Consider the following 24,483-nt stretch of genomic DNA (forward strand, 5'->3'; position numbering starts at 1 on the left):
TTCACAAAAATAACAAAAACGTTGTTTTTAACATTAAAATTAACAAACGAGTTCGTAGTATAGCACGGATTTTTTCTCATGTAAACATCATTAAATAAACATTTTTGTTTAATTTATACATATTTCCCAGCTAAAAAAATGACAAAAACAAATAAACAGAGGCCTTAGAAATATTTCTAAGGCCTCTGTTTATTTATACGTATTCACAAACTGGACTGTTTCTTGGTAACATTGTTTAGCTTCTTTTGTTTGATAGTCGAATTGATATTCATGTGTGATCGTTGCTTTCTTATCTTTGAAAAAGAGAGCTGAAACTGGAACATTTAAAGTTTTTAACCGCTGAACCAAGGCTAGTCCTTGCTCTTGGAATGAAAAGCTATTGCCGTCTGTTAGATACGTCGGGGGAAATTCTTTGGTGACTTTATCCACTAAACTCACTTCTTGCAGTTCTGCACTCGTCTGCCAGTCTTTAGTGCCGAGCAAGGACCAAGCCACTGTTTTAACGAAAAATTTCATAAAACGATTATCACTTTGTTGGTTGGCCATTTGTTTCAAATCCACCGGACCACAATACGAGAGTGTGCCTTTTAAATGGCTAGCCGGCAATGCTGCAGTCATCCCTAGTTCTTTGGCATAGTTGGCATTGGTTTGAACTGTTGCATATTGTAGAGCAATCTGTGCACCCGCACTGTCCCCGCCAATAAAAAGCTTAGATAAATCTAACATGGGATACGCTTGTTTCTTTTCTAATAAAAATTGAACAAGTTCATTGACCTGCTGGAGCTGGCTTGGATAAGGTGCGTCTGGTGCTAATTCATAATTCATTGAAATAAAGGCAACTGAGGAATCAGCCACTAAACGTGTCGCAAACTCTTTCATCCCAGACTTATCTCCTCCCACATAGCCACCACCATGGACCCATAAAACGACTGGTACCGCTTGTTTTGACGTTTGGGGATAATACAAATCAAAGGTATTCTTTTTTCTTGAAGAAGGGTATGTTTGATTTTCTTGAAATTGGACATTGGGTAATGCTTTATCATAGGAAGCTGAATCTTTTATTTCAACTTCGCCTGCGAATAACTGGTTGATGACCCAAGCGCCTGGCTTAGGGGATAATTGAAAGGCGAGAAACACGCCTAAGCAAATAACCACAATGATTCCTAACAACCAAAGGATAAAACGTACGATTTTTCTTTTCACTCTATTCACCTGCTTTAATTTGTAGCAAAATTATAGCATGTTTTTTAGCCAAAGCGTTTATTTTGAAACAGCTTTTTTAGAATTTGATGTACTTTTATCATTTGAAATGCTTTCTTAAAAGCTGTAAAATGAACAAAATGACTTTAACCTTTAGGAGGTTGCCAAATGAAAGCTCTGATTTCCATTGATTATACGAATGATTTTGTCGCCACAGACGGAAAACTAACCACTGGTGCCGCTGGACAAGCTATTGAAACGGCCCTTGTTCAACAAACAAAGCACTATTTTGACAATGGCGATTTTGTGGTTTTTGCCATTGATGGGCATGACCCCCTAGATCGCTATCATCCTGAAAATAAACTTTTCCCGCCCCACAATGTCTTAGGAACTGACGGGCGTAATCTGTTTGGCTCGCTAGCTGATTTTTATCAAGCTCACAAAAATGAGGCAAGCGTTTATTGGATGGACAAACGGCACTATTCTGCTTTTAGTGGCACGGATTTGGACATTCGGTTACGAGAACGAGGAATTACAGAGCTTTGTTTAACTGGTGTTTGTACAGATATTTGCGTGTTGCATACGGCTGTTGATGCCTATAATTTAGGCTATCAATTAATGATTCCTGAACGCGCCGTTGCTAGTTTTGATGAACAAGGACACGAATGGGCGTTACGCCACTTTAAACAAACTTTAGGAGCAACCATTCTATAAAAAGACTGGTCAATCCTTCCACGCGCCCTATCTATACTCAAAAAATCGTGTAAACAACACAAAAGAGCCTGGGACAAAAATCACTTTGGATTTTTGTCCCAGGCTTAAAAATTGATAAACGGCGGGAACAGAATAAGCAGAGACTGCTAGCTGATAGAAATTAGCTACTCATAAAAGAGTGGGGAAGCCCACTTTTTTATAGACCAATGACCGTTGCAAAGAAAGGAACTACTAAAACAGTAACTACACCAACCACTACGACAGAAATACTAGCCATAGCAGCCTCTGTTTCGCCCATTTCTATGCCAACTGCCACACCTAGGGCATGTCCGGCCGCACCTAAAGCTAAACCTTTGGCGATTGGATTGTTAATTTTAAACCATTTCAATGCAATTCGGCCCAAGGCATAGGTTAGTACACCATTGAAGATTACAGTAAACGCCGTAATGGAAGCAATGCCGCCAACAGTTTGAGAAATAGGTACGGCAATCGCTGTTGTAGCTGCTTGTGGTAAGATTGAGGCCACTAAATGATTATCCATGCCAATCACTTTTCCTGCAAAATAAACAGCCACTAGCGAACCAAAAGAACCAATTGTTAACGCCGTTAAAATTTCTAACCAATATTTTTTCAACACGTCTCTCTTTTTATATAAAGGAATCGCAAACGCTACTGTCGCAGGCTCTAGAAAGAAGCTGATATATTTGCCACCTTCATTGTATTGCTCGTAACTAATTCCTGTTACTTTTAAAACGACAACGCCTAAAATCATCGCAACGAATAATGGCGTAAATAAGAAGAAACCTTTACTTTTTTTAAACAACCAAGTACCTATGCCAAATACAGCTAATGAAATAATAATGCCAACATACGGATTCATGCGCGAACCTCTCCTTTCGCTTTCTTCGTTGCTGCGGGTTCTTTTTCTTTTCGAGCATCTTTCATATGCAATAAAAAGGCGCCCGTCCAACCAGTCGTTGCTAGTAACGCTAGTGTCGCTACTAAAATAACAAAAACAATTTGAACGCCAAATTGTTGCATAATCCCTAAAGAATTAACTAAGGAAATCCCTGAAGGAACAAATAAAAATGTAATAACCGTTGATAAGCTATTACCTAGCCCTTCCACTTGCTCCAATTTAACAACTTTTGTACATAAACCAATGAACAATAACACCATGCCAATTACTGAAGCAGGCATTGGTATTGGAGAAATGAACGCCAAGCCGTTGGCGATTAACATAATAATGGCAAAAACTGCTGCTTGTTGTAAAAATGAATATACTTTCTTTTCCATTCTTCTTCGCTCCCTTTTGTCTGTTTTCTATGGGTTAAGTATATAAAGAAAACGTTTTTTTAAGGGCTTTTTTTCATGAAATGCCAGAATTTCTTCACCAAATGCAAAAATCACCACTTGAAATGCATTCGACATTTCAAGTGGTGATTTTTTAACTTAAGCCAAGTTTTTCTTTAAATTCTTTGACGTATGAACGGCTAACAGGTACTTTTGAGCCGTTGGTTAAAATTACTTGCAACGTGTTATTAAACCACGGCTGGATTTCTTGAATTTTTGTTCGATTCAAGATGAAACTTCGGTGCGTTTTAATAAAGAGCGTGGCAGGTAATTTTTGTTCGATACTGTTGAGGGTCCCTGTCATCTTGTAGACCTGTTGATCCACAAAAATGCTCAGTTGCCGTTCTTCGACAGAAACGAGGTAAATATCTTCTGGCGCCACAAGATAAATGCGGTCTTCCCCTTGAATAGGTATTGCTTCAGATTTTGGTCCTTTTTCGGCAGTGTTTTCTGGGACAGCTTGAGCCATTTCTTTCGATGCTTTTTCAATGACTTGTGTTATTTTTTCTTCTTCAAAAGGTTTCAAAATATAATCTTTTGCATTCACTTGAAAGGCCTTTAACGCATATTGATCATAGGCGGTTGCAAAGACCAAGTAGGGCGCTTTTTTAAGATGGGTTAATTTTTCCGCTAAATCAAACCCGCTTTCATCGGTCAAATGAATATCTAAAAATAACAAATCTGGCTTTTGATCCATCATCTCTTCCATTGCCTCCGCCACAGAATCCGCTTCTGCAACGCTCATCACTTGCGGATGTTGGGAAACAAGATAGCTCAATTCTTCTCGTGCTAAGGGCTCATCATCAACGATTAATACGTGCATCTAATTCCTCCTGTTCCATCGGGATTTCTAAATGAACATGGCTCCCGCCTGTCTCTAAATTTTCAATTAAAAAACAACCTTCTGATCCATAAAGGTTCGCCATTCTGCGGGACAAGTTTTCCAGTGCCGTGCCGGTGCCTTTTTCCGAAGTCACTGTCGTCTTTCCTAATAGCAAGCGGCGTTCTTCAGGAATCCCTTGCCCATTGTCATACACATCCACATGTAATTTGTGTTGTTTTGCTTTGACCACTACCCGGACTTGATTGTTCTCTTTACGGCTGCCAAATGCATGCTTGATGGTATTTTCCACTAACACCTGAATCGCATACGGCGGTACTTTTTCTGAAGCAACCGCTTCTTCCACGTCAAATGTTACTTGATAACGATTCGGAAACCGTGCTTGTTCTAATGACAAATAGGCTTTTACTTGTTCTAGTTCTTGTGAAACTGGGATTGTAGTTTGCACGGCTCCCTGCAAGTTGCCTCGAAAGTATTTACTTAATTGAAGCAATAGTTTCCGCGCTTTTTCACTGTCTTTCCGCATTAATGCGGAAATAGTATTGATGGCATTAAAGAAGAAATGCGGGTTCACTTGCGCTTGCAAGGATTTAATTTCAGCTTCTTTAAGTAATTTTGATTGTACTTCCGCTTCACCTAATTCAATTTGTGAAGAAAAAATTGTCCCAAGACCTTCTGCTAACTGCTCCTCGACATGCGTTAACTGCGCTGGATCCGTAAAATACATTTTTAAGGTGCCAACAATTTGCTGATGGGAAAATAACGGAATCACAATCGCCGCTTGCAACGGACAATTAGGGTCTGAACAACCGACTTCTTCTTTGGCATGTGCGATGGTCATTCGGCCCGTCCGTAACACTTCCCGAGAAAGCTCTGTAATGACTTCTAGCTCTGGAATATGATGATCGCTTCCTGCGCCAACATGAGCTAAAATTTGATGACTGTTTGTCATGCTAATCGCACTGACTTTTGTATAATGCTTAATAATCTCCGCAACTTTTTTGCTGGAATTTTTATTGAGGCCTTCTCGAAAATATGGCAGTGTTTCCGCTGCTAATTCCAAAACATCGTGCGTCTGAACCGCTTTGGCCTGCTCTTCTTGTTTCAATGTCGTCGTTAGAATCGACATAAAAATGAACGTTCCTACGCTATTTAACAAAATCATCGGCAGCGCAATAAAACGAACCAACGTGGCCCCATCCGCTAGATCACCGCTGAAAAAGAAAATAAAAATCATCTGAATCATTTCCATGCACGCTCCGACAATGGCAGAAAAGCCGGCAGACGGAAAAACGGTTTGCTTTGCCATGCGGCTCCCTAAAAAACCGGCAATTAAGCCAACAATTAAAGAAGCAGGCACATAAAAGAAACTATGCCCCCCGCCTTGAATAACCCGATGAAAGCCAGCAATTAAACCAACCGTACTGCCGACAATCGGACCACCCACTAATCCAGAAACGCCAATTACTAACGTACGCGTATTCGCAATGGAAGCATTGCTGCTTAAATAGGTTAGTAAATTATTGGGAACAATCTGATTCTTAGCGATTTCGATACCTGTAAAATTAGAAATAATAGCAAATAAACCAAAAATCAAAATCAATTGAACTTTTGAAGACATTTTTTCACGACTTAATAAAACACGCTTAAAATAAGGCACATTCACTAAAAGAAAGGCCAGTAAAATAATTAAGCCTACCCGTTCCATCATTAAAATAAATAATTCGACCACACCGGCACCTCCTTCCTATTAACTATACTATAAATCAAGGAAAAGAAAAAAATGAAGCTTCTCAAAAAAGAAGCTTCATTTTTTCTATTCATTAAAACGCAGGAATATTGGCACCTTTAGAATTTTTCTTGATGTATTCAGCAACTTCTTTTGTTGTCATCGCTTCTTTTAAAACCTTGATTTTTTCGCTATCTTTTTCGCCTTTACGTGTCACAACTTGCAATGCGTAATGTTTACTTGCTTCTTCATCTTCTAACAAAATCGCATCTTTCGTTGTTAAACCAGCAGGTTCTAAGTAGGCTGGGTAGCAGAACACCATAGCGATGTCTTTTTCATCATAGGCTTTAGCTAAATTCAGTAAATCAATGCTTTCAAAAGTGATGTTTTTAGGATTTTCTACGACATCTGCCACCGTGCCGTTAAAGCCGACACCTTCTTTTAATTTAATCACGCCGTTTGCATTTAAAATTGCTAAAGCACGACCTTCATTGGTTGGATCGCTAGGAATCCCCACTTTGGCATTTTCAGGTAAATCTTTCGCATCTTGGTATTCTTTTGAATAGAAACCACCAGCAAAATAATAAATCGGTTGCACAGCCACTAAATCAGCTTTTTTCTCTTTGTTAAACATTTCCATGAAGGGTTGATGTTGCGCAAAATTAGCATCCGCTTCGTCATGTTGCACGGCATCGTTGTAGGCAACATTGTCGCTCACTTCCATAATGTTAATTTTGTACCCTTTTTTCTCAGCTTCTTTCTTGGCAATCTCCAAGATATCTTTTGAAGATTCCAATTGCACGGCAACGGTAATCTCCTTGTCTTCTTTCTGGTCTGCTTGTTTATTTCCCCCACAGGCAGCTAAAATAACTGTTGCAATAACAGCGAATGTTGCTAAATAAAACTTCTTCATTCTTTTGTCCTCCTACTTTCTTTTGTCTAGTTTTTGGGCAATGAAGTTCCCAAGCATTTGTAAAATGAAGACCAGTGCAATCATAATCACAATGGCAACATACATAATACCGTATTCATACCGTTGATACCCGACACGAACTGCAAAATCGCCAATCCCGCCGCCACCAACAACACCCATCACCGTGGAATATGAAACCATACTCACTGTCGTGGTTGTGTAAGCAAGAACCAATCCGCTACGTGCTTCCACCAATAAAAAGTGCCAAATGTATTGGACTTTCGAGGTACCTAACGAATTAGCTAAAAAATAAATTTCTTCTGGAACATCCAACAGCACTTGTTCAACCAAGCGAGCAAAAATCGCGATCGCAACAATACTCAATGGCACAGATGAAGGAATTGGGCCAAACGCCTTTCCTAAAACAGAACGAGTGACTGGAATCAACGCAATCACAAATAATAAATAAGGAAACGAGCGAATAACAGTTACAATGAAATTTAAAACCCAATACAGCCAAGGTTGATGCCCTTTGACTTTCGGATTAGCCAAAAATAGTCCTAAGCCTAAAGGCAAGCCGACAAGCAAACAGATAGCCATCGAAATCGACATCATAATCCCTGTTTCTTTTAAACCAATCAGCATAGATGGCCAATATTCGGCAAAGGTTTCTGAAAAAGTCATGGGCGCAAACTCCTTTCCACTTTTTCTAAATAGGAAAGCGGTTCTTCCTCATATTGCTGAGGATTATTCAGAAATTCGCCAATTAACTGACCTTTTTCCATCACTAAGATACGATTACATAAGCGCTTCACGGTTTCTAATTCGTGACTAACAAAGAAAATAGTCGGTCGGAATTCCTGATGCGTCTTATGTAATAGTCGAACGACACTTTCTGTATTTTCTTCATCTAATGAACTCGTTGCCTCGTCACATAATAACCATTTTGGATTACGGCTCAACGCTCGAGCAATAGAGACACGCTGTTTTTCCCCACCAGAAAGCTGAGCAGGATACGCTTCTGCCTTATGGGCCATATCAACAAACGTTAATAAACGCTCAATTTTTTCAGGCTGTTTCTCTTTTAAAAGTTTCAAAGGCAACGCAACATTATCATAAATTTTCAAATTTTCTAACAAATTGTAATGCTGAAACACCATCCCCATTTGTTGTTGCTGCTGGCGAACTTCTTTTTTAGAGAAGGTTTGAACATTTCTGCCATCAATACGAATCTCCCCTTCACTCGGTTGTTCCATTAAATTCAACAAACGTAACAACGTGGACTTGCCAGAGCCACTTTTCCCAACAATCCCAACGATTTCTCCTGGTTGGACAGAAAAGTGAATATTTTTTAACGCGTGTGTCTCTTGATAGACTTTCGACACATTCACTAACTCAATCATGATTACCTCCTAAAGGCCGACAAACAAACTATAACAACTAAAAAAACTGTATAACAATTAAAGTAATTCTGTGAAACGATTTAAAAAAACTATTACGAATTAAAAAATAACACACGTTTCGAAAAACAGCGTTATATCAGAGATGTAACTACTTACATCATCTACTAAAACAGAAAAAAAAGCAACCTTTTTATTTGTGAAAAAAACACTATCTGTTTTTTGTCTGTATTATTTTGTACAAATGAATTAAAAATTTCCTGTTTCTACAGCTATTTCCCTACGCTCCTCTAAAAAAAGACATTCTCAGAAACGAGGCATCCAAAAAGGGAAAAGCGCTCGTAACGATAATGTCTCTAATGGTTTACTTTTTAAATACAACTGTTTCTTCGACAGTAATTCTTTCAGCCAATGATTGAATCACTGGACAGTTTGGGGAGACAAGCTTCAAACACCGTGTCGCCCGTTCTTGAAAGGCTTCTGGAACAGTCACATAAAAGAGAATTGTCACCTGTTTTAATGGTTGTGCTCGTCTCTCTACTTCTCTTGAATACGTGACTTCTATTTTTTCAAACTCAAAGGGAATGTGCGAATTTTCCAAAACGGATTGATACACGTATCCCCCACAAGCGCCAATTGCCGAAACGAGCATTTGAACTGGCGAATATCCCTCTTCTTTTGCTAACACCCAGCGCGCTGTTTTCGTTTGTAATTCAAATTTTTCCACACCACGAATAATCGTCAAACGTTCTACCATTGCCATCTTCACTCCTTTTTACTCTTTCTTAAAAGATACTACAAAACAGCGCTAAAACAAACATTTCTAACTTCTCAACTTAGCAAGTCCTAAAAAAACAAAATTCTCACTTGACAAACAACGCAACACCTGATAATATACTTCCGTTCAAATCGTAACCATTACGATTTAGATTTTATAAATCCAAAAAGAAAGGAAGTGCCTTATGGCTAAAAAATCAAAAATTGCTAAAGCAAAAAAACAACAAGCAATGATTGCAAAATATGCGCCTATTCGCCAAGCCTTAAAAGAAGCTGGCGATTATGAAGGTCTTAGCAAATTGCCAAAAGATGCTCATCCAAGTCGCTTAAAACTCCGCGATCAAACAGATGGGCGCCCACGTGGCTACATGCGTAAATTTGGCATGTCTCGGATTCGTTTCCGTGAATTGGCTCACCAAGGCTTGATTCCTGGCGTCAAAAAAGCAAGCTGGTAACTCATTATTTCGATAAAGACAACTAGCGAGGACAGTCGCATTTGGGCTGACCTCGCAGCCCCCTTTATCTTTTATACGCAATTAAAAAAATCAAATTGGAGGACGGCACTATGCGCCAAACCATTACGTTAGCTTGCGCTGAAACTGGCGAGCGCCTTTACTTAACAAGTAAAAACAAACGAAATACACCAGAAAAATTACAGCTGAAAAAATATTCACCAAAATTACGGCGCCGCGCACTTTTCACTGAAGTCAAATAACAGGAGGAAAACTTGATGGGCATTCCAATCACCATTGTTTCTGGCTTTTTAGGCGCAGGAAAAACAACCTTAATTAACCATGCGCTTGCGCAGTCACCGTTCCCTAAAGAAGAAATTATTATTATTGAAAATGAATTTGGTCAAACAGGCGTTGACCACGCATTACTTTTACAAACCACGGAACGAATTATTCAATTAAATAACGGTTGCATGTGCTGCAGCTTACGAGGAGATCTTCTTGCCTCTTTATCAGCAATCTTAGAAGTGTACCAAGAAGAACAACAACCCATTGCCCAAGTCATTTTAGAAACAACGGGCATTGCTGATCCGCAACCAATCATTCAAACAATTTTAACGACCCCGCACATCAAAAATCATTTCTATATAGACAGTCTCTTAACGGTCGTTGATGGGCATCATTGGCAACAGCAACTTCAAGAAGCCGAAGCCATCAAACAACTGGCCTTAGCAGATCGCCTCTTTTTTTCTGTCAAGGAACCAGCAGACAGCACTCAGCTACCAACGTTCCAAGAAACCCTTCGTACCATTAATCCTTTTGCTGATATTTTATCCTTTCAAGCCAACGAGCCTCTTTTGGCTAGTGACTTTTTTCAATTAAATAAGTTTACAGCAACACTTACAGAACACGAAATGACTCATTCCCCGCATGAGCACGCCCACGAGCATCATCACCATACCTTTCACTCCCTTACGTTAACGGCGTCCTCAGCCCTCAACGAACCTCTTTTCACTCGTTGGCTTGATTGGTTAATGTATACACATCAGGAAAAGTTATACCGTTTCAAAGGGATTCTCGCCTTACAGGAGCATGACTTGGCCATTGCCATGCAAGGCGTCAACCAGCAAGTGGCCTTTCAAATGACGAATCAACCCCCTCAAGAAACGACAATTGTTCTGATTGGCAAAGAATTAGAGACAAAAAAAATTCAAGAAACCTTTCAAACCCTCAACAAAATAGCTACTCCGTAAATTATTTTTTACGAAATGGAGGTCCTATATATAATGGAAAAAACTGACTTATCTAGCGCTTATCGTCGACTGAAAAGTCCCAACATCAAAACACGAAAACGCGCACTTAAAATCATTAAAGAACATAAGCGCAATAAACAAAAGAAAATTGCGTAATTCACTAAAGGAGCACACCTATGAAAAAATTTACTCTTCCCCTGTTAGCCGCCTTATCGCTAATCCTTTTCGGCGCTTGCGGCAAAACAAACACCTCTGATAAAACCGCTGACGGTAAAGAAAAACTATCCATTGTCACGACTTTTTATCCTATGTACGATTTCACTAAAAATATTGTAGGCGATGAAGGAGACGTCAAATTGTTAATCCCTGCTGGTTCTGAACCTCACGATTATGAACCATCCGCCAAAGATATGGCTACCATCCATGATGCGGATGTTTTCGTTTACCACAATGAAAATATGGAATCTTGGGTACCAAAAGCTGCTAAAGGCTGGAAAAAAGGAGCCCCGAACGTCATTAAAGGTACCGAAAACATGGTCTTACTTCCTGGCAGTGACGAAGACGGACACGACCATGACCACGAACATGGCGAAGAAGGACACCACCATGAATTAGACCCGCATACTTGGGTTTCGCCCCATCGTGCCATCCAAGAAGTCACAAACATCAAAGAACAATTAGTCAAACTTTACCCTAAAAAAGCCAAAACATTTGAAACAAACGCAGAAAAATACTTAACAAAATTAACAGCCTTAGACAAAGAGTTCCAAACAGCTTTGAAAGACGCTAAGCAAAAAAGTTTTGTTACCCAACATGCTGCATTTGGTTATCTTGCCTTAGATTACGGCTTAAAACAAGTGCCAATAGCTGGTTTAACACCTGAACAAGAGCCAACTGCAGGGCGCTTGGCAGAGTTGAAAAAATATGTTACAGACAATCAAATTCGCTATATTTATTTTGAAAAAAATGCCAACGATAAAATTGCTAAAACGTTAGCTGACGAAGCAAATGTTCAATTGGAGGTCCTAAACCCGCTAGAAAGTTTGACACAAAAACAAATGGACAATGGCGAAGATTATCTTTCTGTAATGAAAGAAAACTTAACTGCTTTGAAAAAAACAACAGATACAGCTGGGAAAGAGGTTCAGCCAGAAACCTCTGAAAAAACAGAAAAAACCGTGGCTAACGGCTATTTCAAAGACAGTGAGGTGGCTGAGAGAACACTGACAGATTACGCTGGAAATTGGCAATCCGTCTATCCTTTATTAAAAGATGGCACATTAGACCAAGTCTTCGATTACAAAGCGAAACTGAAAAAAGATAAAACACCAGCCGAATACAAAACCTACTATGATGCCGGCTATCAAACCGATGTCGACCACATCAACATCACTGATTCCACCATTGAATTTCTGGTCAATGGCAAACCACAAAAATTCACCTATAAAGCAGCCGGTTATAAAATTTTAAACTATGCAAAAGGCAACCGTGGCGTCCGTTTCCTTTTTGAAACAGACGATGCCAATGCTGGGCGGTTTAAATACGTCCAATTTAGCGACCACAACATCGCACCAACGAAAGCCGCTCATTTCCACATCTTCTTCGGCGGCGATAGCCAAGAAAGTCTGTTCAATGAAATGGACAACTGGCCAACGTATTATCCAAACGACTTAAGCAAACAAGAAATTGCCCAAGAAATGATTGCGCATTAAGCATTCAAAAGAGAGGAGGTCGGGACAGAAGTGTTTAACTCCGAGAAATAAGAAGAAATTTCCGAAAATTGTTCTTTAATTTTTGGAGAATTTCGGCTTATTTCCGAAGGAGTTGCTTCTGTTCCCGCCGTTTATCAGTTTTTGAGCGTGGAGCAAAAATCCAAAGTGATTTTTGTCCCACGCTCCTCTCTTTTTTTATTTAGTCAAGCACACCATGTTCTGCTTCAAACGTCGCTAACAACTGGCGCACTTCATCCGTTGATTTTGTATTCATTAATTGTGCTCTTAAATCACTGGCACCTGGAAAGCCTTTGACATAAATTTTAAAGAAGCGATGCAACCCAACGATGGAACGAGGCACCAATTCTGCATATTTGTCTTGCAAATCCAATTGTAAACGTAGCAAGCCCAGCAATTCTTGTGGCGTATGTGTTTTGGGTTCTTTTTCAAAGGCATAAGGATTTTTAAAAATCCCCCGGCCAATCATGATGCCATCTACACCATATTGTTCTGCTAATTCTAGGCCCTTTTGACGATCGGGAATATCCCCATTAATCGTAATTGTCGTTTGCGGTGCGACACGGTCCCGAATAGCCATAATTTGCGGAATGACCTCCCAATGGGCATCCACTTTACTCATCTCTTTTCGTGTTCGCAAATGAATGGATAGATTCGCAATGTCTTGCTCTAATAAATGCGTGATCCACGCCTCCATTTCCGCCATTTCAGTAAACCCAATGCGTGTTTTGACACTAACAGGTAAGCCACCTGCTTTGGCGGCGTCAATCAATTCAGCCGCGACTTCTGGGCGCAAAATCAGCCCGCTGCCTTTTCCACGCTCAGCCACGTTGGGCACAGGACAGCCCATATTTATATCTAATCCTTGAAAGCCCATCTCCGCTACGCCGATACTCATTTCACGGAAAAATTCCGGTTTATCCCCCCATATATGTGCCACCATCGGCTGTTCATCTTCTGTAAAAACGAGGCGCCCGCGCACACTGTCTTTCCCTTCAGGATGACAATAACTATCTGAATTAGTAAACTCTGTAAAAAACACATCTGGTGCCCCAGCTTCTTTCACGACATGACGAAAGACCACATCAGTGACATCTTCCATCGGTGCTAAAACAAAAAAGGGCTTTGGCAATGTTGCCCAAAAATTCTTGCTCATCTTCATATACTCCGTTTCTGATTTTTTCTTTATTTTCAACGACAATTGTCGACATATTCTGGTGCGAAACATTGCTATTATACAGGGAAATGCACGAAGAATCAAAAAAGCATACTTAGAAACAAGAAAACTGTCTGAATCTGCTCGCTAGAATGAGTGATTCAGACAGTTTAATCTTTTTACGGCTTAACTACGTAAACCACGCCCTGTTTCTACAAGGTACCAACAAATGCCATATAAAACGACAATAAATAAGATTAAAATGGTCATAGAAATACCAATTGGCACATCTTGAACCCCTAGGAAACCGTAGCGGAACCCAGAAATCATGTAAACAATCGGATTAACTTTTGAGACAGCTTGCCAAAATGGCGGCAACATGGAAATGGCATAGAAAACCCCACCCAAATAGGTTAAAGGCTGTAACACAAAGGTCGGCACAATCGATACATCATCATAGGATTGCGCAAAAATACCATTTAACAAACCAGCTAAAGAAAAAAGAATCGCTGTCATCAATAAAGTCATGATGACCATCAGCCAAGAAACAACGTGCAATGGCACAAAAAATAGAGAAATGATGGTGACTAACGCACCGACCAAAATACTACGACCAACGCCACCAATCACAAATCCCCAAATAATCACATGAGTTGGAACTGGCGCCACGAGAATTTCTTCGATATTTTTCTGGAATTTTTGTGAGAAAAAGGAAGATGAAACATTGGCGTACGAGCTTGTAATGGCTGACATCATAATTAAACCTGGCACGATAAATTCCATATAAGAAAAACCGCCCATATCGCCAATTCGCCCGCCAATCATTTTCCCAAAAATCACAAAATATAAGGACGTCGTAATTACTGGCGGTACCAGTGTTTGGACCCAAATTCGTAAATAACGGTTGGTTTCCTTCACAGCTAAACTTTTTAAAGCAGTAAAATACAGACTAAACATGTTGATCCTCCCTTTGGTACGTATCCTCGGTAATCTTCAAGAAGAGCTCTTCCAAACGGTTGGACTTATTCCGCATTGACAATACTTTGATTCCTTGTTGACTTAGCTGTTCAAACAAGTGATTGACTCCTTGGTTTCGTTCCACTTCCACCGCTAACGTTAACTCGTCCTCAAATACGCTTTGATAGCCTTCAATAACTGGCGCCTGCGTATAAGGTGCTAAATCAAAAATAAACGTTTCAAATTGTAATTTTGCTAACAAGTGCTTCATGCTGGTGTTTTCAATCAATTCACCAGACTGAATAATCCCAATGTTGCGACACAACATCTCAGCTTCTTCTAAGTAATGGGTCGTCAAAATAATCGTGGTTCCCTGCGCATTTAACTCTTGTAAAAAGGCCCACATTTCACGGCGCAATTCAATATCGACACCTGCAGTTGGTTCATCTAAAATCAATAACTTCGGCTCATGCATCAGCGCGCGAGCAATCATCAAGCGACGTTTCATTCCGCCAGAAAGCATTCGCGCCCGTTCGTTCCGTTTTTCCCATAAATTGGATTGTTTTAAATACTTTTCACTCCGTTTCATGGCTTCTTTACGAGACACCCCATAATAGCCCGCTTGATTGACCACAATCTGCTGGACCGTTTCAAACGGATTGAAGTTAAACTCCTGCGGCACTAACCCAATCTGTTGCTTCGCCCGCACCATTTCCGTATCTAAATCATACCCAAAAATTTTGACTTTCCCCGAAGTCTTATTAACTAACGAGGTCACAATCCCAATCGTCGTTGATTTTCCTGCGCCATTCGGTCCCAAAAGAGCATAAAAATCGCCTTCTTCGACTGTTAAATCAATCCCCCGCAACGCTTCAACACCTGAAGCGTACACTTTGCGTAAATCTTGTATCACAAGAGCATCAGTCATTCGTAACTCTCCTTAATGTATAAATATTCATGAATATTATTGTAACACTTCTCGATAAAAACGGGGGTTATTTTGATTAAATTTCACAGTTTTGCTTAGCTATTTTTCAACAACAAACTAGCCAACGATTAACGTGTTTATTTTGACTTGAAACTGTTTAAACAGTTTCAAGAGCGTTAAAACCCTTTCAAATCAAGGATTTAGAGTTCTCTTTTTTTGGCACAGAACTTGCTTTATATAAAAGTGAGGTGAAAAGAATGAAAAGAAAATTTTTAATTGCTAGTCACGGAAACTTAGCGAAAGGCTTCCAAAGTTCCTTGGATATTCTCGCAGACAAAGGAAAAGAGCTGGCGGTCATCAATGCCTATGTGACTCCTGAGGACTACACGCCAATTATTCAAACGTTTCTTCAGTCCCTTGGCGCAGAAGAACAAGCTATTATTTTAACAGATTTATATGGTGGTAGTGTCAATCAAAAAATTGTTCAAGAAGTCATGACGACAAAACCAGACAATGTTTTTATCATTTCCAATGCCAACTTAGCCATTGCCTTGTCGCTGATTTTCTTAAAAGAAGGCGAAAAGCTAACCAAAGAAGATATTCAAGCAGCAATTGCTGAAGCACAAATTCAATTCGTTGAATTAAACCCATCAAATGAAGAAGAAAACTTTTTTTAGGAGGAAATTAAAATGATTACACAAGTACGAGTAGACGACAGATTAATTCACGGCCAAGTAGCCGTAGTTTGGACCAAAGAATTGAATGCCCCCTTATTAGTTGTAGCGAATGATGAAGCAGCCAAAAACGAAGTAATGCAAATGACGTTAAAAATGGCTGTCCCTAATGGCATGAAACTATTAATTCGCTCAGTCGATGATGCGATTGATGTCTTCAATGATCCTCGTGGCAAAGACAAACGAATTTTTGTAATTGTGAACAGTGTAGCGGATGCTACTAAAATTGCGAAAAACGTGACAGATATTGAAAGTGTGAATGTTGCCAATGCTGGCCGCTTTGATAAATCAGATCCAGCCACCAAAACAATGGTTTTCCCAAGTGTCCAATTAAACCCTGAAGAGTTAGAAGCTGCCAAAGAATTAGCCAGTTTGACTCACGTGGAAAGCTATAACCAAGTACTGCCAACCAACTCAAAATTAAGTCTAAAACAAGCCGTCAATTAAAAGGAGGAAATGAACAATGCTTATGCATGCAACAATGGCAGCCTTAGCTGTATTTATCTGTTTTGCTGGGAATTATTTAACTGGTCAAAGTATGATGGAACGTCCCTTAGTCGTTGGATTAGTCACAGGAATTTTAATGGGCGACATGAAAACAGGGGTCTTAATGGGGGCCTCTTTAGAAGCAATTTTCTTAGGAAATGTTAATATCGGTGGTGTTATCGCAGCGGAACCTGTAACTGCGACTACTTTAGCTACAACGTTTGCAATTATTTCAAATGTCGAACAAAAAGCCGCCATGACGTTAGCCGTACCAATTGGGATGTTAGCCGCTTTCGTGGTGATGTTTTTAAAAAATGTCTTTATGAATATCTTTGCTCCTTCTCTTGACAAAGCAGCACGTGAAGGCAACCAAAAAATGGTTGTGACACTGCATTACGGAACGTGGATTATTTATTATTTAATCATCGCTTCGATTTCATTTATCGGAATTTTAGCAGGAAGCGGGCCAGTAAATCTGTTTGTTGAAAGTATTCCACAAAATTTGATGAACGGCTTAAGCGCAGCTGGCGGACTTTTACCTGCCGTTGGGTTTGCTATGTTAATGAAACTGTTATGGGATAATAAATTAGCCGTCTTTTACATTTTAGGCTTTGTTTTAACCGCGTACCTACAATTACCAGCCGTTGCGGTAGCAGTCATCGGGACAGTAATTTGTGTCGTGAGTGCCCAACGGGATGTAGAATTTCGCGACATTCTAAAAAGAAAACCTGCGGCGTCTTCTGCGGTTGAAGGCAGCGCGAAAGAAATCGAAGAGGAGGACTTTTTCGCATGAAGTTAAAAGAGAATTTATCTAAAGAAGAGAAAAAAATGATGCGCTCTGTTTTCTGGCGTTCTTGGACGATGAACGCTAGCCGGACAGGAGCTACACAATACCACGCAGTGGGTGTCATGTACACTTTACTCCCAGTTATCAATCGTTTTTATAAAACCAAGGAAGAACGGGCCGAGGCATTGGTGCGTCACACCACTTGGTTCAATGCAACCATGCATATCAATAACTTCATCATGGGGCTCGTTGCTTCGATGGAAAAACAAAACAGTGAAGACGAAAATTTTGATGCTAGCTCTATTACAGCAGTTAAAGCCTCACTAATGGGGCCACTTTCAGGCATCGGTGATTCCTTCTTCTGGGGCATCTTGCGTGTCATTGCTGCCGGTATTGGGATTTCATTAGCCAGCACCGGTTCGCCATTAGGGGCGATTGTCTTCTTACTTTTATACAACGTTCCTGCGTTCCTGATTCACTATTATGCGTTGTATAGCGGCTATTCAATCGGTGAAAGTTTTATCCAAAAAATGTACGAATCAGGCGGAATGAAGATACTCACAAAAGTATCAAGTATGCTAGGCTTAATGATGATGGGCAGTATGACTGCTTCAAATGTAAAATTCAAAACGATTCTTGAAGTTTCCGTTAAAGGAAGCGAAGACGTAGTTAAAATCCAAGACTATTTGGATCAACTATTCGTCGGTATCGTACCATTAGCCGTGACATTACTTGCTTTCTGGCTATTACGCAAAAAAGTCAATGTTAACGTGGTGATGTTTGGCATCATGTTCTTAGGCATCTTGCTAGGATTACTAGGCATCTGTTAAAATTGAAACAATAAACATTTAATTATTAAACACTTAGAGCCTGAGACAAAAATCCAAAGTGATTTTTATCTCAGGCTTAAAAGCTGATAAACGGCGGGAACAGAAGCAACCCCTTTCCCGACCTCTCTTTTGGAAGGACGATGAATCATGCGCTTGGAGACCTACCAACACTTAGTTGATATTTTAGAAACCAGCAACACCCCGATGAGCACACAAGAAATTGCCACAAAAATTCAATTAAGCCGCTCGGTAACCAGCTTATACTTAAATAAATTATTGGAAAAAGGTGAAGTCCAACAAACGGGAAAAAAACCCGTTTATTGGCAATTAACCCGTGCAACAACCCCCACGACCGATGTGTTTCGACAATACATCGGTAGCCAAGGCAGCGCCAAAAAAGCCATCGAACAATGCAAAGCCGCTATGTTGTATCCCCCATTGGGTATGCCTTTATTAATCCATGGAGCCAGTGGTGTCGGCAAAAGCTTTTTGGCAAAGCTGATTTATGAGTATCTGAAAAATGAACAAATCATTGGCCTGGAAAAATTCTACACCTTTAACTGTGCCGATTATGCCAACAATCCCGAATTGCTATCATCCATTCTCTTCGGCCATACCAAAGGCGCATTTACTGGAGCTGAATCAGAAAAGCAAGGACTCTTGGCCCAAGCTAATAATTCCGTACTCTTTTTAGATGAAGTACATCGATTATCCAACGAAAACCAAGAAAAACTCTTTCAGTTTATGGATACAGGGACCTTCCGCCCTATTGGTGAAGAAGGAAAAATGGTCCATTCCAAGGTCCGGCTACTATTTGCAACCACCGAAAACCCGAAAAAAGTCTTATTACCAACCTTTTATCGCCGAATTTCCGTAATCGTCTCACTTCCGAACTTCAAAGAGCGCCCCATTCGAGAACGGATTGCGATTTTGAAAAACTTATTTCACCGAGAAGCGAAACGAATGACCAAAGACATCAACGTGGACGAAGAAATCTTTACGGCATTATTAGAAAATGACGAACCTGGCAACGTGGGAAGTTTATCCAACAAAGTGCAGCTCCTTTGCGCGTCGCAATTACGAAAAACTTTGCCCAATCAACCCGTCGTCATTGGCGATGCGACTCAACCAATGATTACGATTCCTTTAGACAAAGAAGTGTTAGAAGAAGACACACTTTCTTCCGATATTTTCGCAACATTTGAAGCCTTATTTACAAAAGAAAAAACACTGGCCCACTTAAAAACTGAACTGACACAATTCATTAAATATTGTTTAGACGATGAAATAACCTTAGAAAATGATTATTTTTTACAAAACCTAGTCACGGAAGTCCAAACCAAAAACAAACTAATTATTAACCAACCTGAACAAACTGAAAAACCGATGAAAGATGTTGCCAAATTGCTGAAAATTTTACCGCCAACATTTAACGAAACAGTGCTCCTTCCAGTCCAAGCACAGTTAAAAGAACACTATCCGCGAACGGTTTCCCTCGTGAAAAACTTAGTCAGTCCGCTGCCAGAAGAATACCGTTTCTTGACAGAGGTACTCTTATCTGTATTACTTAGCGGAGAAATTTCTGAAACGATTCCTTACCAAGCGCTCCTCGTGGCGCATGGTGAATCGACTGCCACAAGTATTCAAGCCGTTGCCAACAAATTATGTGGTACCTATATTTTCGATGCGATTAACATGCCCTTAACCTCTTCCGTCCGAGATATCGTCGCCGAAGTTAAAGACTGGCTTTCTCAGCGGGACACATCACAAGGCGTCATTATGCTCGTCGATATGGGTTCCCTGACACAACTTTATAAAAGTTTGAAACCGCAAATTCTTGGAGAACTCTTGGTGATCAACAACCTGACCACTGCCTATGCGTTGGAAATTGGTCATCAATTAATGAACGAACAACTTTTCTATGGTATTGCTAAAACCGCTGAAAAAAAATTTAAAACTGATGTACAGTACTTTGAAGGCTTTTCAGTGGAAAAAAATATCATTGTCTCTAGTATTTCAGGTCTGGATATTGCCAAGCAAATCAAACAAATCTGTCAAAAATACCTGTATACTGACATTAAAGTCATTACCCTAAAATACAAAGATTTGGTGAACACGTTAGACATTGCCAACGCCGAAGAAAATTATTTAAAAGAAACCTCGCTCATTTTGACGACGTCCTACTTAGACAATCATACGAATGTTGCTAGCGTGAACCTCTTAGACATGTTAGACGAAGATGCAGGAACCCAGTTGATGGAACCTTTCCAAAACTTGATGCATCCCAATAACATCGATAGCATGATTAACGAATTTGTTCACTTCTTCTCGAAAGAAGGCTTGTCAGAAAAACTAGAATTTCTAAATCCTGACGTCATTATTAAACAAGTCGAAAACGTTACAAAAAACATTGAAAAACGCTTCGACCTCACACTCAGCGGCAAAATGAAATTTAACTTAATGATGCACAACGCGCTCATGGTAGAGCGGACAATGCTCGGCGTTGAAGACTATGAAATCCCTGCTAACCTAGAGGAACTAACCATTAACCAAAAACCATTTTTCCAAAATGCTAAAAACATTTTCTATACTCTAGAACAGTTTTATCGAATAGAGATTTCCAACTGGGAACTCTATGTGATTTATGAAATTTTGTCTTCTCGGTGAGGAGGGATGGGAAAAGCCACTTTCCAGAGGAAAGTGGCTTTTTTTAGTTTGTGTTCTGCGTTAAAAATTCATACATATTAGGTTCTACAGGTGTTTCTAAGGTAAAGTCTAGTTTAACGACGCTTTTTTTCTTACCCTCTTTGTCTTGTTTTTCAACTTGTTGGATAGTTTCTTGAAGAGGGACTACTTCGCCTAGATAATAGAAATCTGTTTCATTCTCTTTTTGATTATATTTCCGTTTCACAAATAAATGAAATTTATATTCCCCAGGATTTCGCAAAAGTTGAACTTCTGGTGAGCGTAGATTTCTAGGCGCTTTTGTATACCAATGGAATGTTCGTTCATCAATAAATTCATCCTCATAAGCAATACGTGCAGCTTTAAAATCTTTGCCTTTATCCAAAGTTACAAAAATAGCAAAATGATTGTTACTGTTTGTATATCCACCAATACTTTGTTCATTTTGATTAAAGTTCATATTTAATAATCGTAAAACATCTTTACGACGATATTTTTTGTATAAATTTAACGGTTGTGATAAATCATACTCCATAGATTTGTTAATCCCTGTATGGATTACATCTAACATCAAATTGATGAAATAAGAATTCTTTTTAAACTCTCTGAATTTTTCTGTTATTTGTAAACAATTTTCTTTCATCTTAAACATTTGTGATAACAAATAACGTTTTCTAATTGTTGATTCGTAAAAAGATAAATCTAAGACTTTAACAACAGATGCTAGAGTATCTGTCGTATACGTCAGGTTAAACGTATCAAACAGCGCTGTGATTTCCTCTAAAGATAACTGTTCTTTATCTGTCATTAAAAATTCTTCAATAACATAAAGTTCATGCGGGCGAATTCCTGATAGCAATTCTACAGAAACAAATTTTAGTGCACCGTTTTCTTCTTCACTTAATTTAGCTTCTGTTTCCCCAATTCTCTCCAAGAAATTATAGTATGTTTTTTCTTTACCTATAATCAACAATGGATCCACGCCATCTAACACTTGAAAATCATTCAGGTAAGGAACCCTATTCAACCGATTTTTCAACTTAAAATAACTAGCTTTTAGTTCTGACATCGCATCTAATTTAGCTTGATCAATTGATTTAAAGATACGTTCACGAGCAACTTTTTCAAAATTAATTGAAGATAAACCACTGATATACGTCACATCAATTGTATCGCGACGTAAACTATTCTTAGTTTGAGAACTATCTCCAGATAAAGCCATAGGAATCATATAGTTATTTTTATAATTACCAATAAAATCAATTACCGTAACAAATTCTTTTGATGGGTCTTTTCTTAGCCCCCGACCTAATTGCTGAATAAAAATAATACTAGATTGCGTATTTCGCAGCATAATTACTTGATTTACTTTAGGGATATCAATACCTTCATTAAAAATATCAACTGTGAAGATATAATGAATCTCTCCAGTATCTAAACGCTTAATTTCCTTTTCTCTTTTATCAAAATTATGGTCACCTGATAAATAAGCACTCGGAATTCCACGATCGTTAAACATCTCTGCTAACTGCCTTGCTTCGTCTTTACGACTACAAAACACCAAGCCTCGAGGACTATCTCCCGAATAACCATAATAGTTAATTTTTTTTATTAAAAAATCAACTCGTTCTTCCTGTAGCAAACGTTTTAAATCGGTTGTTTCATCAATGATTTCACCATCTTTTTCATAATCAGTTACGCCAAAATAATAAAATGGACAAAGCAGTTCTGCTTCTAAAGCGGCTTGCAAACGTATTTCATACGCTACATTATAATCAAATAGCTCAAAGATATTAAAATTATCTGTTCTTTCAGGTGTAGCCGTCATTCCCAATAAAAACTTGGGATTGAAAAATTCAATGGCTTTAATATAAGATTTCGCTCCAGCTTTATGGACTTCATCAATCAAAATATAGTCAAACGCTTCTTTTCCTAAACGCTCTTGATATTCACTTTTAGATACTGTTTGAATTGTTCCAAATAGATATTTTGCATCAAAATTCTTAGAATTCCCTGATAAAACACCATAATCATCATCTTTTCCACCTAAAATCAATTTGAATGATTCTAATGCTTTCATTAAAATTAGCTCACTATGAACAATAAATAATACACGTTTAGGATTGAATTGCTGCACATCAAATGCTGCTAGATACGTTTTCCCTGTACCAGTCGCCGAAACAATCATTCCCTTAGTTGCGCCCGTTTCTCTAAGCGCTTTTAAACTTCTAAGCGCTTCTTTCTGCATAGAGTTCGGCAAAATATATTGCGTATCTAAACACTCGTTTTCAGAAACATCTTGTACTAACATCTTTCTATTAACAATAGGATGATAATTTTTTTCAAATGCTTCTACCCATTCTAGGGTTAACGACTGTGCCTCATGCCATTCTTGAATGAGATGCTTTTGAATAGAAGAAACCATCTCGCCATTCTCTCTTGAAGTTAATCTAACATTCCACTCATAGTTAAGTTTCAAAGCAGACATTGTTAGGTTCGAACTACCAATAACAAAGCTTTGATAATCCTCCATCTCAAACAAATATCCTTTTGAATGAAAACCTTCTTTTTTAGAAACTCGTACTTCTACATTTGGAATATTCAACAATGCTCGAAATACGTGTGGATCATTAAAATTTAAGTATGTTGATGTTAAGATTTTTCCAGAGATTCCACGCAAAGCCAGATCAGCCAGTTGTGTTTTTATTGCATTTAAGCCACTAGGTGTTATAAATGCAACGGCTATAAAAAAAGTCTTACAGCTTTTCAAATCTTTACTCAATGTATTCAATAAATAATCATGTTTTTTGGGATTGTTAACAATAAATTTAGGTGTAAGTTCGTCACCTAGAGTTTCCTTATTAATAAATGCCTTTTGTAACGCCAATTCTAAATTATCCATTTTGTTCAGTTCCCACACCTTTTTCTACTAATTTTTCCACAGTAGGAATATCAGCAGGCGCCCACTCAAGTTGGTTTAATTCATTTGGCGTTAGCCATTTAATTTGTAGATGTTCTGTCAACTGAGGTTCACCTGATTCTAAATAACAGATAAATGTAGTTAAATTAACGAAACCAAAATCATACTCATATCGACAAAAAGCATACTCTTCCTTGACGATCGTTACTTCTATTTTTAATTCTTCTTGCAATTCACGTTCAAGCGCTTGAACTTCCGTCTCACCATTCTCGATTTTTCCACCAGGAAATTCCCAAAGATTTGCTAATGCACGTTCAGGTCCTCTTTGACAACACAAAACTTTCCCGTTCTCCACTATGATTGCTCCTACTACGCGAATTTCTTTTTTCATATATTTTAACCCTCTAATCTAATTGATTTTGTTAGTTTTATTATATTTAGGATCGCATAAATAAGCTAGGGTTGCAATATTAGTGGCGTAAATTTCATTTATTATATTTGTTTTTTTGATTTACTATACTTTAATTACTTAATAACTCTTCAGTTTAAACATACTAATCTCTCCAAAAACCGCAACTTACTCTCTCCAAAACGCAAGAGAGAAAAAGTTAATAAAGAAATATCTCCCAAAAACGTAT

At 38.8% G+C, this 24,483-nt stretch carries 25 protein-coding genes; 11 read left to right on the plus strand and 14 right to left on the minus strand.

Features of this window, described 5'->3' with window-relative positions; genetic code table 11:
* Positions 1 to 189: 189 nt before the first annotated feature.
* On the minus strand, positions 190 to 1,203 hold the full coding sequence (locus IGK27_RS12630; protein ID WP_002365410.1) for an alpha/beta hydrolase: 1,014 nt from the start codon (positions 1,201 to 1,203) through the stop codon (positions 190 to 192).
* A gap of 165 nt (positions 1,204 to 1,368) precedes the next feature.
* Here IGK27_RS12630 and IGK27_RS12635 point away from each other — a divergent pair, with 165 nt between their 5' ends.
* Positions 1,369 to 1,914 carry a cysteine hydrolase family protein gene (locus tag IGK27_RS12635; RefSeq protein ID WP_002354831.1) on the plus strand — a complete coding sequence of 182 codons (546 nt, stop codon included), beginning with the start codon at positions 1,369 to 1,371 and terminating at the stop codon, positions 1,912 to 1,914.
* Positions 1,915 to 2,110: 196 nt separating this feature from the next.
* On the opposite strand, the gene lrgB is transcribed toward IGK27_RS12635, so the two are convergent.
* From lrgB to IGK27_RS12675, 8 genes are all read right to left on the minus strand, one after another.
* Positions 2,111 to 2,794, minus strand: a complete 684-nt coding sequence (gene lrgB, locus IGK27_RS12640) for an antiholin-like protein LrgB (protein ID WP_002365411.1) — start codon at positions 2,792 to 2,794, stop codon at positions 2,111 to 2,113.
* Positions 2,791 to 3,210, minus strand: coding sequence for an antiholin-like murein hydrolase modulator LrgA (gene lrgA, locus IGK27_RS12645; protein ID WP_002354829.1), 420 nt, complete (start codon positions 3,208 to 3,210; stop codon positions 2,791 to 2,793). The genes lrgB and lrgA overlap by 4 nt, the downstream gene beginning before the upstream one ends.
* Positions 3,211 to 3,361: 151 nt before the next feature.
* The gene (locus IGK27_RS12650; RefSeq protein WP_049095874.1) at positions 3,362 to 4,090 is read right to left on the minus strand and encodes a LytR/AlgR family response regulator transcription factor; all 729 of its coding nucleotides are present in this window, start codon (positions 4,088 to 4,090) and stop codon (positions 3,362 to 3,364) included.
* On the minus strand, positions 4,071 to 5,840 hold the full coding sequence (locus tag IGK27_RS12655) for a sensor histidine kinase (protein WP_002360969.1): 1,770 nt from the start codon (positions 5,838 to 5,840) through the stop codon (positions 4,071 to 4,073). Before IGK27_RS12655 ends, IGK27_RS12650 begins: the two co-directional genes overlap by 20 nt.
* 91 nt (positions 5,841 to 5,931) lie before the next feature.
* Positions 5,932 to 6,750: a MetQ/NlpA family ABC transporter substrate-binding protein gene (locus IGK27_RS12660; RefSeq protein ID WP_002354826.1), complete on the minus strand. Its 819-nt coding sequence runs from the start codon at positions 6,748 to 6,750 to the stop codon at positions 5,932 to 5,934.
* A 12-nt stretch (positions 6,751 to 6,762) separates the two neighbouring features.
* A complete protein-coding gene (locus tag IGK27_RS12665) occupies positions 6,763 to 7,434 on the minus strand; it encodes a methionine ABC transporter permease (protein WP_002354825.1) in 672 nt (223 codons plus the stop codon).
* Positions 7,431 to 8,153 (minus strand): methionine ABC transporter ATP-binding protein, encoded by a 723-nt coding sequence (locus IGK27_RS12670; protein WP_002354824.1) that lies wholly within the window; start codon positions 8,151 to 8,153, stop codon positions 7,431 to 7,433. Before IGK27_RS12670 ends, IGK27_RS12665 begins: the two co-directional genes overlap by 4 nt.
* Before the next feature lie 361 nt (positions 8,154 to 8,514).
* Entirely contained in the window at positions 8,515 to 8,913 is a 399-nt protein-coding gene (locus tag IGK27_RS12675) for an OsmC family protein (protein WP_002386234.1), read from the minus strand.
* Between the two features lie 199 nt (positions 8,914 to 9,112).
* Between IGK27_RS12675 and rpsN the strand changes: the two genes are divergently transcribed.
* From rpsN to IGK27_RS12700, 5 genes are all read left to right on the plus strand, one after another.
* Entirely contained in the window at positions 9,113 to 9,382 is a 270-nt protein-coding gene (rpsN, locus tag IGK27_RS12680) for a 30S ribosomal protein S14 (RefSeq protein ID WP_002354822.1), read from the plus strand.
* A gap of 110 nt (positions 9,383 to 9,492) precedes the next feature.
* Positions 9,493 to 9,642, plus strand: coding sequence for a 50S ribosomal protein L33 (gene rpmG, locus IGK27_RS12685; protein WP_002354818.1), 150 nt, complete (start codon positions 9,493 to 9,495; stop codon positions 9,640 to 9,642).
* A 15-nt stretch (positions 9,643 to 9,657) separates the two neighbouring features.
* Positions 9,658 to 10,632, plus strand: a complete 975-nt coding sequence (locus tag IGK27_RS12690) for a CobW family GTP-binding protein (RefSeq protein WP_002367488.1) — start codon at positions 9,658 to 9,660, stop codon at positions 10,630 to 10,632.
* Positions 10,633 to 10,665: 33 nt separating this feature from the next.
* Positions 10,666 to 10,788, plus strand: coding sequence for a putative metal homeostasis protein (locus tag IGK27_RS12695; RefSeq protein ID WP_002383181.1), 123 nt, complete (start codon positions 10,666 to 10,668; stop codon positions 10,786 to 10,788).
* Positions 10,789 to 10,808: 20 nt separating this feature from the next.
* Positions 10,809 to 12,344, plus strand: coding sequence for a zinc ABC transporter substrate-binding protein AdcA (locus tag IGK27_RS12700; protein WP_002398929.1), 1,536 nt, complete (start codon positions 10,809 to 10,811; stop codon positions 12,342 to 12,344).
* 199 nt (positions 12,345 to 12,543) lie between these two features.
* Here IGK27_RS12700 and IGK27_RS12705 read toward each other — a convergent pair whose 3' ends face one another.
* From IGK27_RS12705 to IGK27_RS12715, 3 genes are all read right to left on the minus strand, one after another.
* Positions 12,544 to 13,518 (minus strand): tRNA dihydrouridine synthase, encoded by a 975-nt coding sequence (locus IGK27_RS12705; RefSeq protein ID WP_002413934.1) that lies wholly within the window; start codon positions 13,516 to 13,518, stop codon positions 12,544 to 12,546.
* Between the two features lie 186 nt (positions 13,519 to 13,704).
* A complete protein-coding gene (locus IGK27_RS12710) occupies positions 13,705 to 14,475 on the minus strand; it encodes an ABC transporter permease (protein WP_002354811.1) in 771 nt (256 codons plus the stop codon).
* A complete protein-coding gene (locus tag IGK27_RS12715; RefSeq protein ID WP_002354809.1) occupies positions 14,468 to 15,403 on the minus strand; it encodes an ABC transporter ATP-binding protein in 936 nt (311 codons plus the stop codon). Before IGK27_RS12715 ends, IGK27_RS12710 begins: the two co-directional genes overlap by 8 nt.
* Before the next feature lie 257 nt (positions 15,404 to 15,660).
* Here IGK27_RS12715 and IGK27_RS12720 point away from each other — a divergent pair, with 257 nt between their 5' ends.
* From IGK27_RS12720 to IGK27_RS12740, 5 genes are all read left to right on the plus strand, one after another.
* Positions 15,661 to 16,080, plus strand: coding sequence for a PTS sugar transporter subunit IIA (locus tag IGK27_RS12720; RefSeq protein WP_002354802.1), 420 nt, complete (start codon positions 15,661 to 15,663; stop codon positions 16,078 to 16,080).
* 12 nt (positions 16,081 to 16,092) lie between these two features.
* Positions 16,093 to 16,584, plus strand: coding sequence for a PTS system mannose/fructose/N-acetylgalactosamine-transporter subunit IIB (locus IGK27_RS12725; protein WP_002354800.1), 492 nt, complete (start codon positions 16,093 to 16,095; stop codon positions 16,582 to 16,584).
* Positions 16,585 to 16,600: 16 nt separating this feature from the next.
* Positions 16,601 to 17,416, plus strand: coding sequence for a PTS mannose/fructose/sorbose/N-acetylgalactosamine transporter subunit IIC (locus IGK27_RS12730; RefSeq protein WP_002365419.1), 816 nt, complete (start codon positions 16,601 to 16,603; stop codon positions 17,414 to 17,416).
* Positions 17,413 to 18,240 carry a PTS system mannose/fructose/sorbose family transporter subunit IID gene (locus IGK27_RS12735; RefSeq protein WP_002360964.1) on the plus strand — a complete coding sequence of 276 codons (828 nt, stop codon included), beginning with the start codon at positions 17,413 to 17,415 and terminating at the stop codon, positions 18,238 to 18,240. Before IGK27_RS12730 ends, IGK27_RS12735 begins: the two co-directional genes overlap by 4 nt.
* Positions 18,241 to 18,387: 147 nt before the next feature.
* Entirely contained in the window at positions 18,388 to 20,907 is a 2,520-nt protein-coding gene (locus IGK27_RS12740) for a sigma 54-interacting transcriptional regulator (protein WP_010830700.1), read from the plus strand.
* Positions 20,908 to 20,950: 43 nt separating this feature from the next.
* Here IGK27_RS12740 and IGK27_RS12745 read toward each other — a convergent pair whose 3' ends face one another.
* On the minus strand, positions 20,951 to 23,827 hold the full coding sequence (locus IGK27_RS12745; protein WP_010830701.1) for a DUF3427 domain-containing protein: 2,877 nt from the start codon (positions 23,825 to 23,827) through the stop codon (positions 20,951 to 20,953).
* Positions 23,820 to 24,236: a (deoxy)nucleoside triphosphate pyrophosphohydrolase gene (locus IGK27_RS12750; RefSeq protein ID WP_010830702.1), complete on the minus strand. Its 417-nt coding sequence runs from the start codon at positions 24,234 to 24,236 to the stop codon at positions 23,820 to 23,822. Before IGK27_RS12750 ends, IGK27_RS12745 begins: the two co-directional genes overlap by 8 nt.
* Between the last annotated feature and the right edge of the window lie 247 nt (positions 24,237 to 24,483).

It is taken from the genome of Enterococcus sp. DIV0236, assembly GCF_050558525.1.
GTDB classification, from domain to species: Bacteria; Bacillota; Bacilli; order Lactobacillales; family Enterococcaceae; genus Enterococcus; species Enterococcus faecalis.

Excerpts from the sequence above, each read along its gene's own strand:
- lrgB (WP_002365411.1), bottom strand. The coding sequence starts at position 2,794 with ATGAATCCGTATGTTGGCATTATTATTTCATTAGCTGTATTTGGCATA.
- IGK27_RS12730 (WP_002365419.1), top strand. The coding sequence starts at position 16,601 with ATGCTTATGCATGCAACAATGGCAGCCTTAGCTGTATTTATCTGTTTT.
- lrgA (WP_002354829.1), bottom strand. The coding sequence starts at position 3,210 with ATGGAAAAGAAAGTATATTCATTTTTACAACAAGCAGCAGTTTTTGCC.
- IGK27_RS12735 (WP_002360964.1), top strand. The coding sequence starts at position 17,413 with ATGAAGTTAAAAGAGAATTTATCTAAAGAAGAGAAAAAAATGATGCGC.
- IGK27_RS12700 (WP_002398929.1), top strand. The coding sequence starts at position 10,809 with ATGAAAAAATTTACTCTTCCCCTGTTAGCCGCCTTATCGCTAATCCTT.
- rpmG (WP_002354818.1), top strand. The coding sequence starts at position 9,493 with ATGCGCCAAACCATTACGTTAGCTTGCGCTGAAACTGGCGAGCGCCTT.
- IGK27_RS12675 (WP_002386234.1), bottom strand. The coding sequence starts at position 8,913 with ATGGCAATGGTAGAACGTTTGACGATTATTCGTGGTGTGGAAAAATTT.
- IGK27_RS12705 (WP_002413934.1), bottom strand. The coding sequence starts at position 13,518 with ATGAGCAAGAATTTTTGGGCAACATTGCCAAAGCCCTTTTTTGTTTTA.
- IGK27_RS12750 (WP_010830702.1), bottom strand. The coding sequence starts at position 24,236 with ATGAAAAAAGAAATTCGCGTAGTAGGAGCAATCATAGTGGAGAACGGG.
- IGK27_RS12710 (WP_002354811.1), bottom strand. The coding sequence starts at position 14,475 with ATGTTTAGTCTGTATTTTACTGCTTTAAAAAGTTTAGCTGTGAAGGAA.
- IGK27_RS12695 (WP_002383181.1), top strand. The coding sequence starts at position 10,666 with ATGGAAAAAACTGACTTATCTAGCGCTTATCGTCGACTGAAAAGTCCC.
- IGK27_RS12660 (WP_002354826.1), bottom strand. The coding sequence starts at position 6,750 with ATGAAGAAGTTTTATTTAGCAACATTCGCTGTTATTGCAACAGTTATT.
- IGK27_RS12745 (WP_010830701.1), bottom strand. The coding sequence starts at position 23,827 with ATGGATAATTTAGAATTGGCGTTACAAAAGGCATTTATTAATAAGGAA.
- IGK27_RS12725 (WP_002354800.1), top strand. The coding sequence starts at position 16,093 with ATGATTACACAAGTACGAGTAGACGACAGATTAATTCACGGCCAAGTA.
- IGK27_RS12670 (WP_002354824.1), bottom strand. The coding sequence starts at position 8,153 with ATGATTGAGTTAGTGAATGTGTCGAAAGTCTATCAAGAGACACACGCG.
- IGK27_RS12740 (WP_010830700.1), top strand. The coding sequence starts at position 18,388 with ATGCGCTTGGAGACCTACCAACACTTAGTTGATATTTTAGAAACCAGC.
- IGK27_RS12635 (WP_002354831.1), top strand. The coding sequence starts at position 1,369 with ATGAAAGCTCTGATTTCCATTGATTATACGAATGATTTTGTCGCCACA.
- IGK27_RS12690 (WP_002367488.1), top strand. The coding sequence starts at position 9,658 with ATGGGCATTCCAATCACCATTGTTTCTGGCTTTTTAGGCGCAGGAAAA.
- IGK27_RS12715 (WP_002354809.1), bottom strand. The coding sequence starts at position 15,403 with ATGACTGATGCTCTTGTGATACAAGATTTACGCAAAGTGTACGCTTCA.
- IGK27_RS12665 (WP_002354825.1), bottom strand. The coding sequence starts at position 7,434 with ATGACTTTTTCAGAAACCTTTGCCGAATATTGGCCATCTATGCTGATT.
- rpsN (WP_002354822.1), top strand. The coding sequence starts at position 9,113 with ATGGCTAAAAAATCAAAAATTGCTAAAGCAAAAAAACAACAAGCAATG.
- IGK27_RS12650 (WP_049095874.1), bottom strand. The coding sequence starts at position 4,090 with ATGCACGTATTAATCGTTGATGATGAGCCCTTAGCACGAGAAGAATTG.
- IGK27_RS12720 (WP_002354802.1), top strand. The coding sequence starts at position 15,661 with ATGAAAAGAAAATTTTTAATTGCTAGTCACGGAAACTTAGCGAAAGGC.